Raw genomic sequence first — 18586 nt, forward strand, 5'->3', positions numbered from 1 at the left:
AAGCAAAGCAAGCTGGGAGTGAACGACAAATTTAAAAGAATTCTGTCCCACTCCCTACATAGTGGAGACGGCGGGATTCGAACCCGCGTCCAGAGGTCCTGATACACACCTTTCTACGTGTGTAGTCTATTGATAAATTTCGCATAATAGTAAGCAACAGACAACCAGTATTATGCTAGTTTGATTGGATTTCATCTAAACAGACTTCAAACGGCAGTGTTTAGCATATCCTACTAGGGTTGAATCGCGTTAACAGCACGTAGGAGATGCTGTTAGGCGATGCAGAGTGCTATTACGCAGCTACTGCGAAATTATTGTTTGATTTGTCAGTTATATTTACTGAAATGTGTTGATGTCGGAGACAACCCTCCGACACGCTTAATGTGCTCGAGGGACCCCTGTCGAATCCAAAAACGCCCCCGAAATAATATTAGATACGTTTAGTATATAACACCCCTTTATGGCATCATGTACAAACGCAGTGACTGACCGAACTGAGAAGTTGCTAATATATAGCATTTCTCAGTTCTAATCATTCTTGCGAGATTGGGATGATGCATTCGGTTAGAATGTCACCCCAATCACTAACTAACATATCAGTTCATTCACAACATCAGTTATCATACCAAATAGAGACCAATTAAGCAACAAACACGCTTAATAACGGTCCTTAATCGCACGATCGACATCACGTTTCATTGCTTTATCTTTTAAAGCTTGACGCTTATCGTGTATCTTTTTACCGCGGGCTACACCTAATAAGACTTTACACTGACCATGCTTTAAATACAGTTTCAATGGAATAAGGGAATATCCAATTTCTCTTGTACGTTCACCAAGTTTAATAATTTCCTTTTTATGGAGTAATAACTTTCTAGAACGTAAAGGGTCATGATTAAAACGGTTCCCTTCTTCATAAGGGGCAATATGCATATTATTAATGAACATTTCGCCACGTTTAACTTGCGCATAGCTATCTTTCAAATTGGCACTACCACGACGAATGGATTTAATCTCTGTCCCTTTTAATGCAATACCCGCTTCAATGGTATCTTCAATATTATAATCATGTCTAGCTTTTCGGTTTTCAGCTAATGTACCGGGTGATTTTGTTTTCTTCTTAGCCATTAATCTCTGTCACCTCTTTGCTGATTATTTTTTCTTGCGTCGTGATTTTTTCTTCACACTTTTATCTTTGTAAAATGGTTTGTGATTCGTTTTACCTTTTTTATCACGATTACGTTGATTCTTACCTTTTCGTTGCTTACGTTTTTTCTTTTTGCCTTTATGATTATCATCTTTTGATTTATCTAGAGATTTGCCACGTGTTTTAGCCTGAATGGTTTTTCCTCTTGATGGACGTTGACTTCGTTCATTTTTCGGTAATGGCATACCAACGATTTGGAAGTCTATCATGCGCTCATCTACATCAACATGTGTGACTTTTACTGTAACTTGATCACCTATGCGGAATACTTTTGCTTGGCGTTCACCAATAAGTGCCATTTGGCGTTCATCAAAGTGGTAATAATCATCTGTCATATTTGAAATATGAACCATACCTTCAATGGTGTTAGGCAATTCAATAAACATACCAAAGTTTGCTACTGAACTTACAATACCTTCAAATTCATCGCCGATATGCTGAATCATATATTCCGCTTTTTTCAATTCATCTGTATCTCGTTCCGCTTCGATAGCTCGACGTTCACGTTGTGACGTATGCTCTGCTAATTCCGGCAATTTATCTTCCCATTTATGCAATTCTTTATTATTCATAGAATGATCGATGAGATATTTTCGAATTAGACGGTGAACCGTTAAGTCAGGGTAACGTCTAATCGGTGATGTGAAATGGGTATAGTATTCTGCTGATAAACCAAAATGTCCTAAGTTCGTATCATCATAATGGGCTTGTTGCATTGAACGTAACATCATTGTTGAGATAACCATTTGTTCTGAACGGCCTTCAACCTCCTCTTGAATCGATTGCAATGTTGAAGGATGGATATCTTCACCCGTACCTTTAATCATAATACCGAAGTTAGTAATAAAGTCGAAGAACTGTCTTAAACGATCTGATTTAGGTTGTTCATGGACACGGTAAATGAATGGTACTTCTAATTTATTGAAATGTTCAGCAACGGTTTCATTTGCTGCTAACATAAATGATTCGATTAAGCGTTCACCTTCACCACGTTCACGTAAAACTACATCAGTCGGTAAACCTTCGTTATTCACTAATACTTTGGCTTCACTGATATCAAAGTCAATTTCACCACGACGTTTACGCATTTGGATTAAACGATTTGATAAATCTTGTGCTAAATCAAGCATTGGTGTAATTTCTTGATATTGTTTGCGAACGTTTGGGTCCTTTTCAGTGATAATTTGATTAACCGCATCATATGTCATTCTGTAATTAGAATGGATGACACTATCGAATATGTCATGTTTAACCACGTCGCCACGTTCATTGATTTCCATGCGACAACTTAATGTTAAACGGTCGACTTCAGGATTCAATGAACAAATACCATTACTTAAGCGGTGTGGAATCATCGGAATAACACGGTCTACTAGGTAAACACTTGTTGCTCTATCGTAAGCTTCTTTATCTAGCGCTGAGTCTTCTTTAACGTAGTAGCTAACATCTGCAATACTTACAGTTAATTCAGTATGACCGTTTTTTAATTTTTTAACGCTAATTGCATCGTCTAAATCTTTTGCGTCAGCACCGTCAATTGTAATCGTTAACTCGTCACGCAAGTCAGTACGTCCTTTGATTTCTTCAGGCTTAATCTCTTCAGGTACTGCCTCAGCCTCTTTCAAGACATTATCAGGAAATTCAATTTCGATTCCATGTTGATAAATGATTGATAAAATATCTACACCTGGATCATTCTTATGGCCTAAAATAGCTGATATATGTCCTTCTGGATTATCCGTACCATCCGCATATTTCGTAATCTGAACGAGCACTTTGTGACCATCTACAGCACCAAGACTTTGGCCTTTAGGAATGAAAATGTCTTGCATTATGCGTTTATCATCTGGAATAACGAACCCGAAATGTTTCGCTTCACTAAACGTACCGACTACTTGGGTTACAGAATGTTTCTCAATTGATTTAACTTCGCCCTCTATTTTACCTTTATGTTCACCTTTAGATTTCTGTATCTCGACAATCACTGTGTCGCCATCTAATGCACGATTAATCTTAGTTGGTGGGATAAAAATATCATCCATCTCTTCATCTTCAGGACGTAAGAATGCAAAGCCCTTTTTATTTTGGCTTAATGTCCCCTTAATTAATTTAGAGTTCGTATTTTTATGTGATTGTTTACGTTGATATCTATCCGTTTTAGTTCTTTCAACTAATCCTGATTGTTCTAGTTCTACTAGCACCTTTATTAAATCTCTAAATGAGTCGGCACTATTAAGACCTAAAGCATCTTGAAAATCAGACACAGACATGGGTTCATAATCAGGTTGTTTTACAATGTCTTCAATGGATTGCTTTAAATTCATCATGCCCCTCCTTTCTACTTTCTTTTAATTTTTAAAATGATTATTCAGACCAATCTAAAGTTTCTAAGAAGTCATAGACGTCTTCGAATACTTGTTCTTTTTCTTTATCGATTGTTATGACATGACCTGAATTTGCATACCATTTAATATGTTTGTCTTCTGAATCGACATTATCGTATATATAATTTGCTGATTGAGGATTAATCATTTCATCATTTTCAGCTTGTACTACTAATATTGGATCAAGTACATCATCAACTTCATTTCTAACGTTATTTAGTGTCTCACTCAACTCTTTTAACGTTTCAGTTGGCTGGAAGTCTTCCATCTCTTTATCAATCGTATCTTGATCTTTACCTTCATATTTTTTAAAGTTGCGTGCATATTCTAAGAAACCTTCATATATTGTACCTTGCGTTTTACCTTCAGCAGGTGCACACATTGTAACAATACCCTTCACTGGACGGTTCAAGCTTAATTTTAAAGCATACACGCCACCTAATGACAATCCAGCTACGGCGATATCTTCGTAGCCATGTTCCACTAAATAATCATAGCCATCTAGCACGTCTTTAAACCATACATGCGGACTTGATTTTAAAATTTCTTCTGGTGGTGCAGCGTGCCCTTCGTATTGTGGCGCATATGACGTGTAGCCTTTTTTCTGTAGAAATCTACCTAATTGTCTTACGTCTGATGAATTACCTGTAAATCCATGTAGGAGTAAGACTGCGCGTTTGCCTTCCTCAAAGAAGAACGGTTGTGGTAATTTAATTTGCATTCATAATCCCTCTTCCATCGTTATCTCTAAATTACTAATATATACTGTTTTACTTTCAAACATCATTTCTCTTATTTACATATATATTTATACTTATTAAATATTCCCTTATTTCTTCGGAAATATGCATTATTTAAATTTGGACATTATGTCCATGAATTGAATATCTAAGACGTCATCCGTCTCTATTCATTATAAATAAAAAAGCCCGACATTAACATCGTCGGACCTTATAAACCAAAGTAACTGATACCAATCATTATTAAAAAGAAAATGACTGCTAAAATAATTGTTAATCTATGCAAGAATAAATCGACGCCACGTTGTTTTTGTTTACCAAATAACTGTTCTGCGCCACCACTAATAGCACCTGAAAGTCCATTACTTTTACCTTCTTGGAGTAATACAACAGTGATTAATGCAATACAATCAATAATTAGTAGTACTATGAAAAGTGTATGCATGAAAATTGTCCTCCATTCATTATATACGTTCCGAATTATATCACATACTCGTCTTTATAATCAATGACTATCGATTAAACGTGCTCTTACGTACAATTGAAATGATTAGCATATATAACGCTAATACGGTTGAGCAAATCATAACAATTATAATTGGAATAATAAATAGTACTGATTTCGCTGCTATAATCGCATTGATAACCATGGCTAGGTTTACTAATGTAAATAATACATTGGATACATAGACTGCAAACATAAACCACCATAAGTACTTATGTCTATTCCATAATGCAATGACACCCGCTAAATAAGCTAAGATATACATTATTCCTGTGTATCTGAAACTATTTAAGATGTTAGCGACTGCACTATCACTGACTTTCTGGCCTGCCTGTGATAACAACGTCTTAGCCGTTAATGTATCTAATGCAATAAAGTTATGGATGATCAATAAAATACATAATATTAAAGAACTGTAGCCAATTAACTTACCTGCATTTCGTTCCCTCTGACTAGGTTGATTAAGCTGATTCTCCATCTTTACTTCTCCTTCTTTTATATACAAATCTATTATATCAGTTTGAATACGTAAATTAAATCTGTTCCATTCTCAGCAAACACCTTTTTATCTAAACAATTACAACCTGTCATACACAACGTCGACTTAACATGTGTTCGTTTTGTTTGCCACATGATTAAAAAAACCTGCCACAGTCTCAACTCTGTGACAGGCAATATACATTTGCGTGAACTCTATTATATTAAATAAATCTCTGTATTAAACTTATTTATCTAAATTGTAGAAAGATTTGATGCCATCGAATTTAGCAGTTTCAAATAATTCATCTTCAATACGTAATAATTGATTGTATTTAGCAATACGGTCAGTTCTTGATAATGAACCAGTTTTAATTTGGCCAGCGTTTGTAGCTACAGCGATATCAGAGATTGTAGTATCTTCTGTTTCACCTGAACGGTGAGAAACTACTGCAGTGTATCCAGCTTTTTGAGCCATTTCGATTGCTTCGAAAGTTTCAGTTAAAGTACCGATTTGGTTAACTTTGATTAAGATTGAGTTACCAATACCTTGTTCAATACCTCTAGAAAGGATTTCAGTGTTTGTTACGAATAAATCGTCACCTACTAATTGAACTTTATCACCGATACGGTCAGTTAATTGTTTCCAACCGTCCCAGTCATTTTCATCCATACCATCTTCGATAGTGATGATTGGGTATTTACCAATTAATTCTTCTAAGTAGTCAACTTGTTCAGCTGCACTACGTTTCGCACCATGTTCACCTTCGAATTTAGTGTAGTCATATACACCGTTTTCGTAGAATTCAGATGATGCACAGTCAAATCCTAAGAATACATCTTCGCCTGGTTTGTAACCTGCTTTTTCGATTGCTTTGATGATTGTTTCTACAGCATCTTCAGTACCTTCAAATTTAGGAGCGAAACCACCTTCGTCACCTACTGCAGTTTCTAAACCACGTTCACTTAAGATTGATTTTAAGTTATGGAAGATTTCAGCACCCCAACGTAATGCTTCTTTAAATGATTCAGCACCTGTTGGTAAAATCATGAATTCTTGGAATGCGATTGGTGCATCTGAGTGAGAACCACCGTTTACGATGTTCATCATTGGCACTGGTAGTTGTTTACCATTGAAGCCACCTAAATATTTGTATAAAGGTTGACCTAATAAGTCTGCTGCTGCACGTGCAACTGCGATAGACACGCCTAAAATAGCGTTAGCGCCTAATTTACCTTTGTTAGGTGTACCATCTAATTGAATCATCATTTTATCGATAGATACTTGATCTAATACTGAAAATTCACCTTCAACGATTTCTGGTGCGATAATTTCGTTAACGTTTTCAACTGCTTTAGTAACACCTTTACCGCTATAACGTGATTTGTCTCCATCACGTAATTCAACTGCTTCGTGTTCACCTGTAGAAGCACCTGATGGTACTAATGCACGACCGAAAGCACCGCTTTCAGTTAACACTTCAACTTCAACTGTTGGGTTACCACGTGAGTCTAAGACTTCGCGAGCATAAACATCTGTAATAATTGGCATGTGAAAAATCTCCTTTAATTTAGATTCTAAAGCTATTATAGCTTGATTTAATCTTTAAATAAAATATTTATATCAGATAAGGACTGAATCCCTAAGTTTTAGTGATTATATTAGGGATTACAATATCCTTATACTTTAAAAACGCAACTTCATTTAGTGCTTAATAAGTGATTCACCAGTCATATCTGATGGTTGATCAACATTTAATAAGTCTAATAATGTTGGTGCTAAATCACCTAGACGACCAGTTTCACGTAATGTAACGCCTTCTTTAGTTACAATAACAGGAACTGGGTTTGTCGTATGTGTTGTCATTGGTTGATCATCGTCAGTTAACACTTGATCAGAGTTACCATGGTCAGCAGTAATAATTGCATAACCATTCATATCTAAAATTTTGTCGACAACTTCACCTAAACATTCATCCACTGCTTCGATTGCTTTAATCGTTGGTTCTAACATACCACTATGTCCAACCATATCAGGGTTAGCAAAGTTTAAAATGATTAAATCTAAATCACCTTTGTCTAACTCTTCTAATAATGCATCTTTAACTTCATATGCACTCATTTCAGGTTTTAGGTCGTAAGTTGCAACTTTTGGTGAATCAATCAGACGACGACGTTCACCTTCAAATTCTTCATTACGTCCACCACTCATAAAGTATGTTACGTGTGGATATTTTTCTGTTTCAGCAATACGTAATTGTTTCAAGTTGTTATTTTGAGCAACTTCACCAATTGTATTCGTTAAATCAACTTTTTCGAAGACAATTTCAGCATCTACATTGTCATTGTATTTAGTAAATGTTGCATAGTATAAGTCATTAACTTGTTCTACTTTGAAACCATCAAAGGCTTTGTTAGTAAATACTTCTGATAATTGTGCTGCTCTGTCAGGACGGAAGTTGAAGAAGATAACTGCATCTCCATCGTTCACGCCATCATTTTGACCTTCAACAATAAATGGTTCAACAAACTCATCCGTTAAGTCGTTAGCGTAGTTAGCTTCAACACCTTCTTTAGCTGATACATAAGAAGGACCTTCAAAGTTACGAATCGCATTATATGCTTTTTGTTCACGGTCCCAACGTTTGTCACGGTCCATTGCATAATAACGACCAGAAATAGATGCAAATTGACCTACACCTAATGCTTTAAATTTAGCTTCTGTGTCTTCAATGTATTTAAGTGCTGATTTTTGATCTACGTCACGACCATCTAAGAATGCATGTACATAAACTTTATCTAAACCTTTTTGTTTAGCTAATTCTAATAATGCAAATAGATGTTGGTAGTGACTGTGTACACCACCATCAGATAATAATCCAAAGACATGTAATGCAGAATTGTGGTCTTTAACATGTTGTGCAGCATTATTTAATACATCATTTTCAAAGAAATCACCATCAGCGATTGATTTATTGATACGTGTCAAACTTTGATAAACGATACGTCCTGCACCAATGTTCATATGACCAACTTCTGAGTTACCCATTTGACCTTCAGGAAGACCTACGTCTAAACCACTCGCTTCAATTTGAGTAGTAGGATATTTACTGTAATAACGATCAAAATTAGGTTTGTTCGCTTGTTTCACAGCATTACCATGTTCACTCTCACGATTAGCGAAACCATCTAAAATGATTAGAGCTGTTGGTTGTTTAGCCATAATTATTTTGCACCTTCTAACAATTGTACGAAATCTTCAACTTTTAATGATGCGCCACCTACTAATGCACCATCAATGTCAGATTGAGCCATATATTCTTTGACGTTGTTAGGTTTAACACTACCACCATATTGAATACGTGTTGCATCAGCAACGTCTTGGCTTGCTACTTTAGCTACTGTTTTACGAACGTGTGCACACATTTCGTTTGCATCGTCAGAAGTAGCTGATTTACCAGTACCGATTGCCCAAATTGGTTCGTATGCGATAACAACTTCTTTAAGTTGTTCTTCTGATAAACCTTCTAGTGCTTTTTCAACTTGGTTACTAACGATTTCATTAGCTTTACCATTTTCGCGTTCTTCATCTGTTTCACCAACACAAATGATTGGTGTCATACCATGATTAAATACAGCATGTGCTTTTTTATTCACATCTTCATCTGTTTCATGGAATAATTCACGACGCTCTGAATGTCCGATAACTACGTATTTAACACCTAAGTCAGCTAATGCTACTGGAGATGTTTCTCCTGTGAATGCACCATTATCTTCAAAATAAGTGTTTTGAGCACCAATTTTTAATCCTTTTGCTTTGCCATCATTTACTAATGAAATTAGTGCATCTAATTGGATTGTTGGTGCACAAATTACTGATTCAACTTCTTTTTCATCAGGTAATGTTGGTAAGTTATTAACGAAGTCTTTAGCTTCTTTAACTGTTTTGTTCATTTTCCAGTTACCAGCTATGATTGGTTTTCTCATTGATTACACTCCTATATATTTAAATTGTAATTTTAGCGTTAAATATCTTTTAAAGACGTAACGTCTCATGCTTTATGCATTTTCCCTAGAAAATGTTTAGAAAAACGTAGACATTTTCATAAGTCGATTATTTGTTATTAATCGCTTTAATGCCTGGTAATTCAATACCTTCTAAATATTCTAATGATGCACCGCCACCAGTAGAAATATGTGTGAAGTCATCTTCAAAACCTAAAGAAATTGCAGCTGCTGCTGAGTCACCACCACCGATAATAGTAGTAGCTTCTTTTAAGTTAGCAATGGCTTTACATACACCGATTGTACCTTGAGCAAAATTACTGAATTCAAATACACCCATAGGTCCGTTCCAAACGACTGTGTGTGCACCCTCTAATTCTTTAGAGAATAACTCAACAGTTTTAGGTCCAACGTCCATTGCTTCTTGATCTGAAGGGATGTTGTCTATTGATACTTCAGTGATTTCAGCATCATTAGAGAATTCTTTTGCCACTTTTGCATCTACTGGTAAAACGATTTGATCGCCGTTACTTTCAAGTAATGCTTTAGCAAAGTCGATTTTATCTTCTTCTAATAATGATAAGCCGATTTCTTTACCTTGCGCTTTTAAGAAAGTATACGCCATTCCGCCACCGATAAGAATTTTATCAGCAATATTTACTAAGTTTTTGATGACACCGATTTTGTCAGATACTTTAGCGCCACCTAAGATAGCAACTACTGGTTTGTGTGGGTCGTTGACAACACCACCGATAAATTTAATTTCTTTTTCCATTAAGTAACCAGCTGCAGTTTCTAAATGTGTAGAAATACCAACATTAGATGCGTGTTCACGGTGTGCTGTACCGAAAGCATCATTGACAAATACATCACCTAATGAAGCCCAATATTTACCTAATTCAGGATCGTTTTTAGATTCTTTTTTACCATCTAAATCTTCAAAGCGTGTATTTTCAACTAATAATACATCGCCTTCTTTTAAGTTTTTGATAGCAGTTTCTAATTTTTCACCACGTGTTTCAGGTACGAAAGTGACTTCTTTACCTAACTTTTCTGATAAAGCATCAGCAACAGGTTTTAAAGTTAAACCTTCTTTATCACTTTCTTGTTTAACTTTTCCTAAGTGAGAAAATAGAACTAATTTACCACCTTGTTCGATGATATATTTAATTGTTGGTAAAGCCTGAACAATACGGTTATCATTTGTGATTTTACCGTCTTTTAAAGGTACATTGAAATCAGCACGTTCAAGAACAACTTTCCCTTTTAATTCTAAATCAGAAACAATTTTTTTTGCCATTATAATTTCCTCCTCTAAATAGGAATTACTAATATAAAAATAAGCGGAGAAGCGTTAGTGCTCCCCGCTTACTCATAAGCTAACTTATTTCAATAATTTGTACAAGTGTACTTTGAATCGTACATCTATACTGAGCACAAGTTTATTTAACTATGCTTCTAAATTATTTAGATAATTCTGCTAAATATTCTAAAGTACGAACTAATTGAGCAGTGTAAGACATTTCATTGTCATACCAAGCTGCAACTTTAACTAATTGACGGTCACCAACAGACATTACACGAGTTTGAGTAGCATCGAATAATGAACCGTAAGTCATACCAACTACGTCTGAAGAAACGATTTCGTCTTCAGTGTAACCGAATGATTCGTTTGAAGCGTTTTTCATTGCTTTGTTAACGTCTTCAACAGTAACGTCTTTTTCTAATACAACTGTTACTTCAGTTAATGAACCTGTAGCAACTGGTACACGTTGAGCACCACCGTCTAATTTACCATCGATTTCAGGAATAACTTTACCGATAGCTTTTGCAGCACCTGTTGAGTTTGGTACGATGTTTTGAGCTGCTGCACGCGCACGACGTTTGTCGCCTTTTTTATGTGGACCATCTTGAGTCATTTGGTCACCAGTGTATGCGTGAATAGTTGTCATTAAACCTTCAACTAAACCAAATTCGTCACTTAACACTTTAGCAACTGGTGCTAATGAGTTAGTAGTACATGATGCACCTGAAACAACTGTTTCTGAACCATCTAGGTCATTGTGGTTAGTGTTGAATACGATTGTTTTAACGTCACCTTTAGCTGGTGCAGAGATTAATACTTTTTTAGCACCTGCATTGATGTGTGCTTCTGCTTTTTCTTTATCTGTATAGAAACCAGTACATTCTAATACTACGTCGATATCTAAATCGCCCCAAGGTAATTTGCTTGCATCTGGTTCTTCGTATGATTTAACTTCTTTACCATTTACGCGGAAACCACCATCAATAACTTCAACTTCTCCTGTGAAACGACCTTGCATAGTGTCATATTTTAATAAATGAGCTAACATTTCGTCGTCTGTTAAGTCGTTTACTGCAACTACTTCAATACCTTCTACGTCTTGAATTCTTCTAAATGCTAAACGACCAATTCTACCAAAACCATTAATTGCTACTTTTACTGCCATTATAATGGCCTCCTTTAAAATGATATTTAAAAAGCTATTAACTTTTTATTACTTATTTAATATTACTTTTGCTGCTGCTTCATCAGTAATTAATACTGTATTCTTAGGGGCAATACTTAAGTAAGCTTTAATTGCTTCTCCTTTAGATTGACCTCCGGCAACAGCGAATATAAAATCTTTGGTTTCTAAATCTTCAAGTTGTAGTCCTATCGTCTTTACTTTATAGACTACGTTGCCTTGAGCATCAAAATAGTAACCGAAAGCTTCTGCAACGGCTTGGTGATGTTGAAGGCTTTCAATCACTTCATCTGACGATTGTCTACGATGCGCCATCTTCAGCGCATCACCAATACCGTGGATTGTTATATTTGCTTGTTTGATTTTATCTAATGTATGAACCACAGAAGGTTCCATTAGAAGTGTATTATACGTTGATTCACTTACATTATCTGGTACGTAAAGCGTTGTATAATACCCACCTGTTTGTTGCGCCATGCTCGCTGAAATCGTGTTAGCTTGGTAGATAACATTTTCGCCAAGGCCACCACGCGCTGGAACAAAAAATACATTAAATGGTAAAAGATGCATCGCACGGCTAACATTTGCCATCGTCGAACCACCTGTTACTGAAACAATCGCATCTTCATATAGGATGCTTTCAAGTAATTGACCAGCTTGTCTCCCCATTTCTGATTTTACGTTCTCGTGAGCATCTGCATCACCAGGTATAACATGAACTTCTTTAATACCGAAAGTGGTCTTAATTTGTTCAGCTAATTGATTATCATCAGTATAAATATTGAAATATTCGTTAAGCTGATTTAAAACAGATCTACCTTCTTCAGTGATTTCCATTCCAGTTGATTTAACTTGGATTAAATCTTGTTTCTTCAACATATCTGTTTCAGACCTTAAGACACGTTCAGTAATATCCATATGTTCACTTAAACTTCTTCTACCTACTGGTTGATTATTTGAGATAGTAGTTAAGATAGAAAAGCGTCGATACATTTTATCCACGAGATCAGGTATCAACTTCTGTTGAATTTTAATCAAGTCTTTCACTACTACCTTCCTCCTTTATGTCTAAAAGGTAACCAATAGTATAAAAGTGGTTTGACTATTTGTGTCCCGCCTGGGACAAAATCTAACCTCTTTACACTTGCAATAGTACTATTGTGTTGATGAAAATGCAAGAGAAAAACTCTAATATTTAAAATTATCTGTAAAATTTCCCAAATTAAGTAGAATAAACCTACTATATACATAATAAAAAGTATTATTTATCTCTTATTTTATAGTATTACCCTCAAAGTTTAATAATTATTCTTTTGCAAAATACTTTCCTATGCAAGTTGTTCTCATTTACAATAGAAGCACTTCATTTAAAGGAGGAGAAAAAAATGGCTCGCGAAGAGGATAATCATGTTGAGGTTATTGATCCAAATGATCGAAGATATAAAGATGATGACTATTTTAATCATTCGCAGCCTACTGATCGAGCGCATTATTCCGTTAGGTATCGGTATGGTTGTGGTTGCCCGTTTGGTTGCCTTTCTTCAATCTTTATTTCTATTTTACTTTCTATCATTTTTACTTTTTTATTGAATTGGGTGTTTTAAAGAGAAGGAGCTCGGTAATGATGTCGTATTGGTACAAATTCATTCTAGCGCTTTGTCATCATACTATTGATGACTAAACTAAGAAAAGCAGCCTCATGAGAAATCTCATAAGACTGCTATCATCACTTGCATTCCCTTTAACCATCGATGTTTAACGTTAATTCATTGCTAGTTAATGGGTTTAAATCATACTAATATTACAGGTCTTAATCAAGACCCATGATGCTACTAATTATTATTAGATGATTGTTGGTTTGATTGGCTTTGTGTAGACGTAGCATTTCGTTGTGTCGTTTGTCTTGAAGTTGATTGCTGCGTAGATGGTTGCGTTGTTGAACGTTGTTGTGTTTGCGGTGATTGTTGTGTTCTAGTTTGTGTGCTTGATTGAGTACGATTTGGTTTATTCGTATTTGACTCATTCGTATTTCTATTGTTGTTGCGATTGCTATTATTTTCTTGTGTTGCCTGTTCTTTTGTACGGCTTTCTTCAGTAGTAGCCTCTTCTTTAGTTGTTTTCTCTTGAGTTTTTTCTTCTTTAGTATCTTGTTTTGTACGTTGTTTCTCTTCAGTTGATGGTTGTTTAGTTCTTTCTTGTGTTGAAGGCGTTGCTTGCTGAGTCTGACGTTGTTGAGTTTGAGGTGTTTGTTGCGTAACAGTTTCCTGCGTCACATTCGAACGTTCTTCACTCGATTTTTTGTCATTCTCTTCTTTATCTTTTTTATCTTTCTTGTCTTTTTTCTCTTCAGTTGATTGATTATTTAAGCGTTCACTTGATCGGTTAGAATGATCAACAAATGCGTAAATCGCAAAAGCCAAGCCACTTAATAATAATAAGACTATAATCGTGCTAATCAGTTTCGAAATGCCACTCATTTTTTTCTTTTCCGGTTCACCAAAGTCATCTCTATTTCTATTGTTCTTAGACATAAGTTACCTCACTTTAATATATTCAATTTGTTTAGTCCCTATATGTAGCAAATTATTTTACAGTCATTCACACGAAAATGATATAAAAAGGATTAAGACATAAATTAAATTGATACATAATTACTTATATATGATAACATCATAAGTAATTACAAACATCAATTATGCAAATATAATTTAATTATAATTCGAGAGCGTGAGATAAATGAAGAAAATTGTTTCTGATGATATCTTTGAAGAAGACAAAGCACCTAAACGTGGATTAAAGTCAATGATGTTAAATAATGATAATTATGATGATAGCAACACGTCTCGGCTTGACCTCTTGCTATTATCAATCATTTTCATTCCTTTAATCATATTATTCTTAATCTACATTAATTAGTACTATAATAGATATACAAAAAGCCCATACGATGCTCGCATGGGCTTCTACTAAAGGGAGTCAAAATTGACCTTCGTTTATTTTGCGTAGTCTATGGGGTATACTCAATTTACTCAAAGCTATTGAAATCTACTATATCGAAGGTACAAATTTATTATAACTTAACCTTCGTAAAATTAAATCCTGTTTACAGCATAGTAAATGACATATTATTGACTAATCGTTGTACATTTTTTGAACAACGATCGTTGAACGACAATCGTAGAACGTCTTTTCAAATACAATAAATTAATAGAGGTGTAAATATGAAGCAATTCTTAATAACTGGCGGAACTGGAATGGTAGGCAGTCAATTAGTAAACGAGTTAAAGCATCGCGATGTACACATTACAATATTAACTCGTAGCGATAAGCAAAGTGATGATCCTAAAATTTCATATATTAATTGGTCAAAAGACGGTTGGACATCTCAAGTTCCAGATATAGATGTAGTTATCAATTTAGCTGGTGCAACTTTAAATAAACGTTGGACACCATCATACAAACAATCAATCATGACTAGCCGTATTGAATCAACACAAGCACTCGTTGATTTATTCAGCAATCGCGACCATAAACCTGAAGTCCTCTTCAATGCGAGTGCGATGGGCTATTATCCACCAAGTTTATATCAAACGTATACTGAAAAATATCAAACACTTCCCTTCGACTTTTTATCTGATGTCGTTTATCAGTGGGAACGTTTTGCCAAACGTTTTGAATCATTTGGTACACGTGTCGTACTAGGAAGATTCAGCATGATTTTATCTGATGATGGTGGCGCATTACAAACGATGAAACTACCTTATAAATTTTTTGTAGGGGGCAAATTAGGTTCTGGATTCCAATGGTATTCTTGGATTCATATTAATGATTTAGTACGTGCAATTCTATTTACCATCGACCATCCTAAAGCCCAAGGTCCTTTTAATATGGCTGCACCTATGGCTGAACGTCAAAATCTATTCGGATATACACTTGCACGTGTCATGCACCGCCCTCATGAAACATGGGTTCCATCGTTCTTGATGCGAATCGCACTTGGTGAAATGTCTACAGTTGTCTTAGATACGCAAAAGGTATTACCAAACAAATTGGATGCACTTGGCTTTACATTTAATTATCCTAACTTAAAAATTGCTTTCGAAGATTTAATCGATGCATAGTTATTGGAGTTTTGAATCATGAACGACGAGAAATTAACGTATATTTTATTAATCATCGCTAGTCTATTTCTGATACTAAATGGCATTTTTGCCTTCGAACATCATTTTGTAATTATATTAATGTCAATTTTCTTCATATTCATTGGTGCTATTTTACTTGTGATTTCGATTCGATTTCTCCTAAAAAGCACTTCAAAAAAATCATAAAAAAATGGGAGTGGGACAGAATTCTTTTTAAATTCGTTGTCCCACCCCCGCAAGGGTGACTAGAACTGAGAAAAGCTTGAATTAAGCGCCTTCTCAGTTCAGTCAGCTACTGCGAATTTGCAAAATAGCTTCATTATATAATTTTTGTCCCGGACTCATTTTTCATGATAATTTAACATTAATGATTAATCTTCAGGTTGCATAACATTATCGATCAAGCCATATGCTTTAGCTTCATCAGCTGTTAAGAAGTTATCGCGGTCCGTATCTTTTTGTATTTTTTCAATACTTTGACCTGTACGTTCAGCTAAAATTTTATTTAATTTTTCACGTGTTTTTAAAATGTGGTTAGCAGCGATTTCGATTTCAGTTGCTTGTCCTTGTGCACCACCTAATGGTTGGTGAATCATAACTTCCGCATTTGGTAATGCGAAACGTTTACCTTTTGCACCAGCAGCTAATAAGAATGAACCCATTGATGCAGCCATACCGATACAAATAGTTTGTACATCTGGTTTAATGTGTTGGATTGTATCATAAATAGCAAAACCAGCAGTGACACTACCACCTGGTGAATTAATATATAAGTAGATATCTTTCTCAGAATCTTGCGCTTGTAAGAATAATAATTGTGAAACAATTGAATTTGCTACGTTATCATCAATTGCAGAACCTAACATAATAATACGGTCTTTTAATAGACGAGAATAAATATCGTATGCACGTTCACCGCGATTTGTTGTTTCAATTACTGTAGGAATTAAATTCATTTATATTTCCTCCTTATGATTAACTGTTATTTAGTATTCTACACGAAAAGTCAAAAATGGTCAAAATTTAAACTCATATAGCACAAAGAAAATTTGACCTTATTTTATTATATTTTGTACACTATAAACATACATTCAGATTGTACTTTTAAATTGATCAATAGTACAGAATTTTGTCTTTGTTACTTTATATCTCCTCGTAGTGTAACGGATAGCACGTAAGATTCCGGTTCTTAAAATAGAGGTTCGACTCCTCTCGAGGGGGCTAATAGTTTTAAATTGCATATATTTTTTACATTATGGGAGTGGGACAGAATGCTTTTGAAATTCGTCGTCCGCTCCCAGCTTGCTTTGTTTGTAGCATTTCTTAGTAAAATGATCTTTGCTGGGGCCCCGCCGAACGCAAGGATGACTAAATCTGAGAAAAGCTTGATTTAAGTGCCTTCTCAGTTTAGTCCGCTACTGCGAATTTGCAAAATAGTATCACTATATTATTGATGTCCCAGGCTCTTTTTAGTTTGCCAGTCATTAAACGATTATAGAATACTAAATGCCATAAACGTGTTAAGAACCTAATCTCTTACAAAAAAACTCGCCACTATGTGACGAGTTCATACCTATAATTCAATTTTTTCGCCACTTCGAATTTTATCTGCAAGTTCATTTAGCTTTCTTAAGCGGTGATTTACTCCAGATTTTGATATAGCACCAGTTGAAACCATTTCTCCTAGTTCTTTTAAGGAGATTTCTTGATGCTCGACTCGAAGTTTTGCAATTTCTCTTAAGCGATCTGGTAAATTATCTAGTCCAATTTCTTGATCAATTAATTGAATGCTTTCCACTTGTTTCATAGCGGCACTTACCGTCTTATTAAGATTTGCAGTTTCACAATTCACTAAACGATTCACTGAATTCCTCATATCCCTAACAATTCGCACATCTTCAAACTTCAATAATGCTTGATATCCACCTATTAAACTAAGAAAATCAGATATTTTTTCGGCTTCTTTTAAATAAGCGATGCTACCCTTTTTGCGTTCTAAGTGTTTAGCATTTAAGCCATAGCTATTCATTAACTTAGTTAAACCTTCAGAATGATTCTCATATTGAGAGAATATTTCTAAATGATAGGATGATGTTTCAGGATTATTTACAGATCCTCCAGCTAAAAATGCGCCTCTCAAATAACTTCTACGCATTTCATCATCTTTAATCATGCTAGCATCAATATCATGAACAAAAATACCATTTTTTAAAATACCTAGTTCGTCCAGAATTTCTTTCGCACGTACTTTTGTACGACAAATATAAATATTATTTTTCTTTAATTTCATTTTTTTACGCACAAGAATTTCAACTTCTACATTAAAAATGCGTTTAATTAATGAATAAATTCTTCTAGCAGTCGTAGCATTTTCTGTTTGAACATTAATTACGAATTGTTGATTAGATAGGCTAAGTGCACCGTTCATACGAATTAATGCGCTAAGCTCTGCTTTAGCATTGCTTTCATCAACTTCAATGCGTGTTAATTCATTTTTCATATCTGACGCAAAACTCATCACATTTCCCCCTCTAATCAAATTTATATATACATGTAATTAACATCCTATATTGTTACACGTTATTCTACGCATACATGAATACACATATGCTCTTTATCATACCATAGTTATACTGC

Annotated in this window: 18 protein-coding genes and 1 other RNA gene; 4 read left to right on the top strand and 15 right to left on the bottom strand. The window is 35.0% G+C overall.

Going from position 1 to position 18586, the window contains the following annotated elements; all coding sequences use genetic code 11:
• Positions 1-59 precede the first annotated feature (59 nt).
• From ssrA to KA828_RS05500, 12 genes are all read right to left on the bottom strand, one after another.
• Positions 60-421, bottom strand: a transfer-messenger RNA (tmRNA) gene (ssrA, locus tag KA828_RS05445).
• A gap of 236 nt (positions 422-657) precedes the next feature.
• Positions 658-1128, bottom strand: a complete 471-nt coding sequence (smpB, locus tag KA828_RS05450; RefSeq protein ID WP_011276368.1) for an SsrA-binding protein SmpB — start codon at positions 1126-1128, stop codon at positions 658-660.
• Between the two features lie 24 nt (positions 1129-1152).
• A complete protein-coding gene (gene rnr / locus KA828_RS05455) occupies positions 1153-3531 on the bottom strand; it encodes a ribonuclease R (protein WP_210125671.1) in 2379 nt (792 codons plus the stop codon).
• A gap of 40 nt (positions 3532-3571) precedes the next feature.
• Positions 3572-4312, bottom strand: coding sequence for an alpha/beta hydrolase (locus KA828_RS05460; RefSeq protein WP_075109135.1), 741 nt, complete (start codon positions 4310-4312; stop codon positions 3572-3574).
• Positions 4313-4542: 230 nt separating this feature from the next.
• Positions 4543-4776 carry a preprotein translocase subunit SecG gene (gene secG, locus KA828_RS05465; protein ID WP_011276371.1) on the bottom strand — a complete coding sequence of 78 codons (234 nt, stop codon included), beginning with the start codon at positions 4774-4776 and terminating at the stop codon, positions 4543-4545.
• Positions 4777-4843: 67 nt separating this feature from the next.
• Positions 4844-5314 (bottom strand): hypothetical protein, encoded by a 471-nt coding sequence (locus KA828_RS05470; protein WP_075109134.1) that lies wholly within the window; start codon positions 5312-5314, stop codon positions 4844-4846.
• Positions 5315-5560: 246 nt separating this feature from the next.
• Positions 5561-6865: a surface-displayed alpha-enolase gene (eno, locus tag KA828_RS05475; protein ID WP_011276373.1), complete on the bottom strand. Its 1305-nt coding sequence runs from the start codon at positions 6863-6865 to the stop codon at positions 5561-5563.
• Between the two features lie 153 nt (positions 6866-7018).
• A complete protein-coding gene (gene gpmI / locus KA828_RS05480; RefSeq protein ID WP_075109133.1) occupies positions 7019-8536 on the bottom strand; it encodes a 2,3-bisphosphoglycerate-independent phosphoglycerate mutase in 1518 nt (505 codons plus the stop codon).
• 2 nt (positions 8537-8538) lie between these two features.
• Positions 8539-9300 carry a triose-phosphate isomerase gene (gene tpiA / locus KA828_RS05485; protein ID WP_011276375.1) on the bottom strand — a complete coding sequence of 254 codons (762 nt, stop codon included), beginning with the start codon at positions 9298-9300 and terminating at the stop codon, positions 8539-8541.
• Between the two features lie 127 nt (positions 9301-9427).
• On the bottom strand, positions 9428-10618 hold the full coding sequence (locus KA828_RS05490) for a phosphoglycerate kinase (protein WP_210125673.1): 1191 nt from the start codon (positions 10616-10618) through the stop codon (positions 9428-9430).
• 163 nt (positions 10619-10781) lie between these two features.
• Positions 10782-11789 carry a type I glyceraldehyde-3-phosphate dehydrogenase gene (gene gap / locus KA828_RS05495; protein WP_011276377.1) on the bottom strand — a complete coding sequence of 336 codons (1008 nt, stop codon included), beginning with the start codon at positions 11787-11789 and terminating at the stop codon, positions 10782-10784.
• 48 nt (positions 11790-11837) lie between these two features.
• Complete coding sequence (locus tag KA828_RS05500; protein WP_075109132.1) at positions 11838-12854, bottom strand: sugar-binding transcriptional regulator; 1017 nt, start codon at positions 12852-12854, stop codon at positions 11838-11840.
• A 338-nt stretch (positions 12855-13192) separates the two neighbouring features.
• Between KA828_RS05500 and KA828_RS05505 the strand changes: the two genes are divergently transcribed.
• Complete coding sequence (locus KA828_RS05505) at positions 13193-13411, top strand: hypothetical protein (protein ID WP_075109130.1); 219 nt, start codon at positions 13193-13195, stop codon at positions 13409-13411.
• Between the two features lie 228 nt (positions 13412-13639).
• Here KA828_RS05505 and KA828_RS05510 read toward each other — a convergent pair whose 3' ends face one another.
• Complete coding sequence (locus tag KA828_RS05510) at positions 13640-14338, bottom strand: DUF4887 domain-containing protein (protein WP_075109129.1); 699 nt, start codon at positions 14336-14338, stop codon at positions 13640-13642.
• A 205-nt stretch (positions 14339-14543) separates the two neighbouring features.
• On the opposite strand from KA828_RS05510, the gene KA828_RS05515 reads away from it, so the two are divergent.
• The 3 genes from KA828_RS05515 to KA828_RS13130 all read left to right on the top strand — a co-directional run bounded on the left by KA828_RS05515 (position 14544) and on the right by KA828_RS13130 (position 16135).
• Positions 14544-14723: a hypothetical protein gene (locus tag KA828_RS05515; RefSeq protein ID WP_075109128.1), complete on the top strand. Its 180-nt coding sequence runs from the start codon at positions 14544-14546 to the stop codon at positions 14721-14723.
• 305 nt (positions 14724-15028) lie between these two features.
• Entirely contained in the window at positions 15029-15928 is a 900-nt protein-coding gene (locus KA828_RS05520; RefSeq protein ID WP_075109127.1) for a TIGR01777 family oxidoreductase, read from the top strand.
• Positions 15929-15946: 18 nt separating this feature from the next.
• Positions 15947-16135, top strand: coding sequence for a hypothetical protein (locus KA828_RS13130; RefSeq protein ID WP_075109126.1), 189 nt, complete (start codon positions 15947-15949; stop codon positions 16133-16135).
• Positions 16136-16320: 185 nt separating this feature from the next.
• Here KA828_RS13130 and clpP read toward each other — a convergent pair whose 3' ends face one another.
• Complete coding sequence (clpP, locus tag KA828_RS05525) at positions 16321-16905, bottom strand: ATP-dependent Clp endopeptidase proteolytic subunit ClpP (protein ID WP_053029910.1); 585 nt, start codon at positions 16903-16905, stop codon at positions 16321-16323.
• A 617-nt stretch (positions 16906-17522) separates the two neighbouring features.
• On the bottom strand, positions 17523-18467 hold the full coding sequence (gene whiA / locus KA828_RS05530) for a DNA-binding protein WhiA (RefSeq protein ID WP_053029911.1): 945 nt from the start codon (positions 18465-18467) through the stop codon (positions 17523-17525).
• Positions 18468-18586: the final 119 nt, after the last annotated feature.

It is taken from the genome of Staphylococcus sp. GDY8P85P, from assembly GCF_017892405.1.
Taxonomy (GTDB): domain Bacteria; phylum Bacillota; class Bacilli; order Staphylococcales; family Staphylococcaceae; genus Staphylococcus; species Staphylococcus borealis.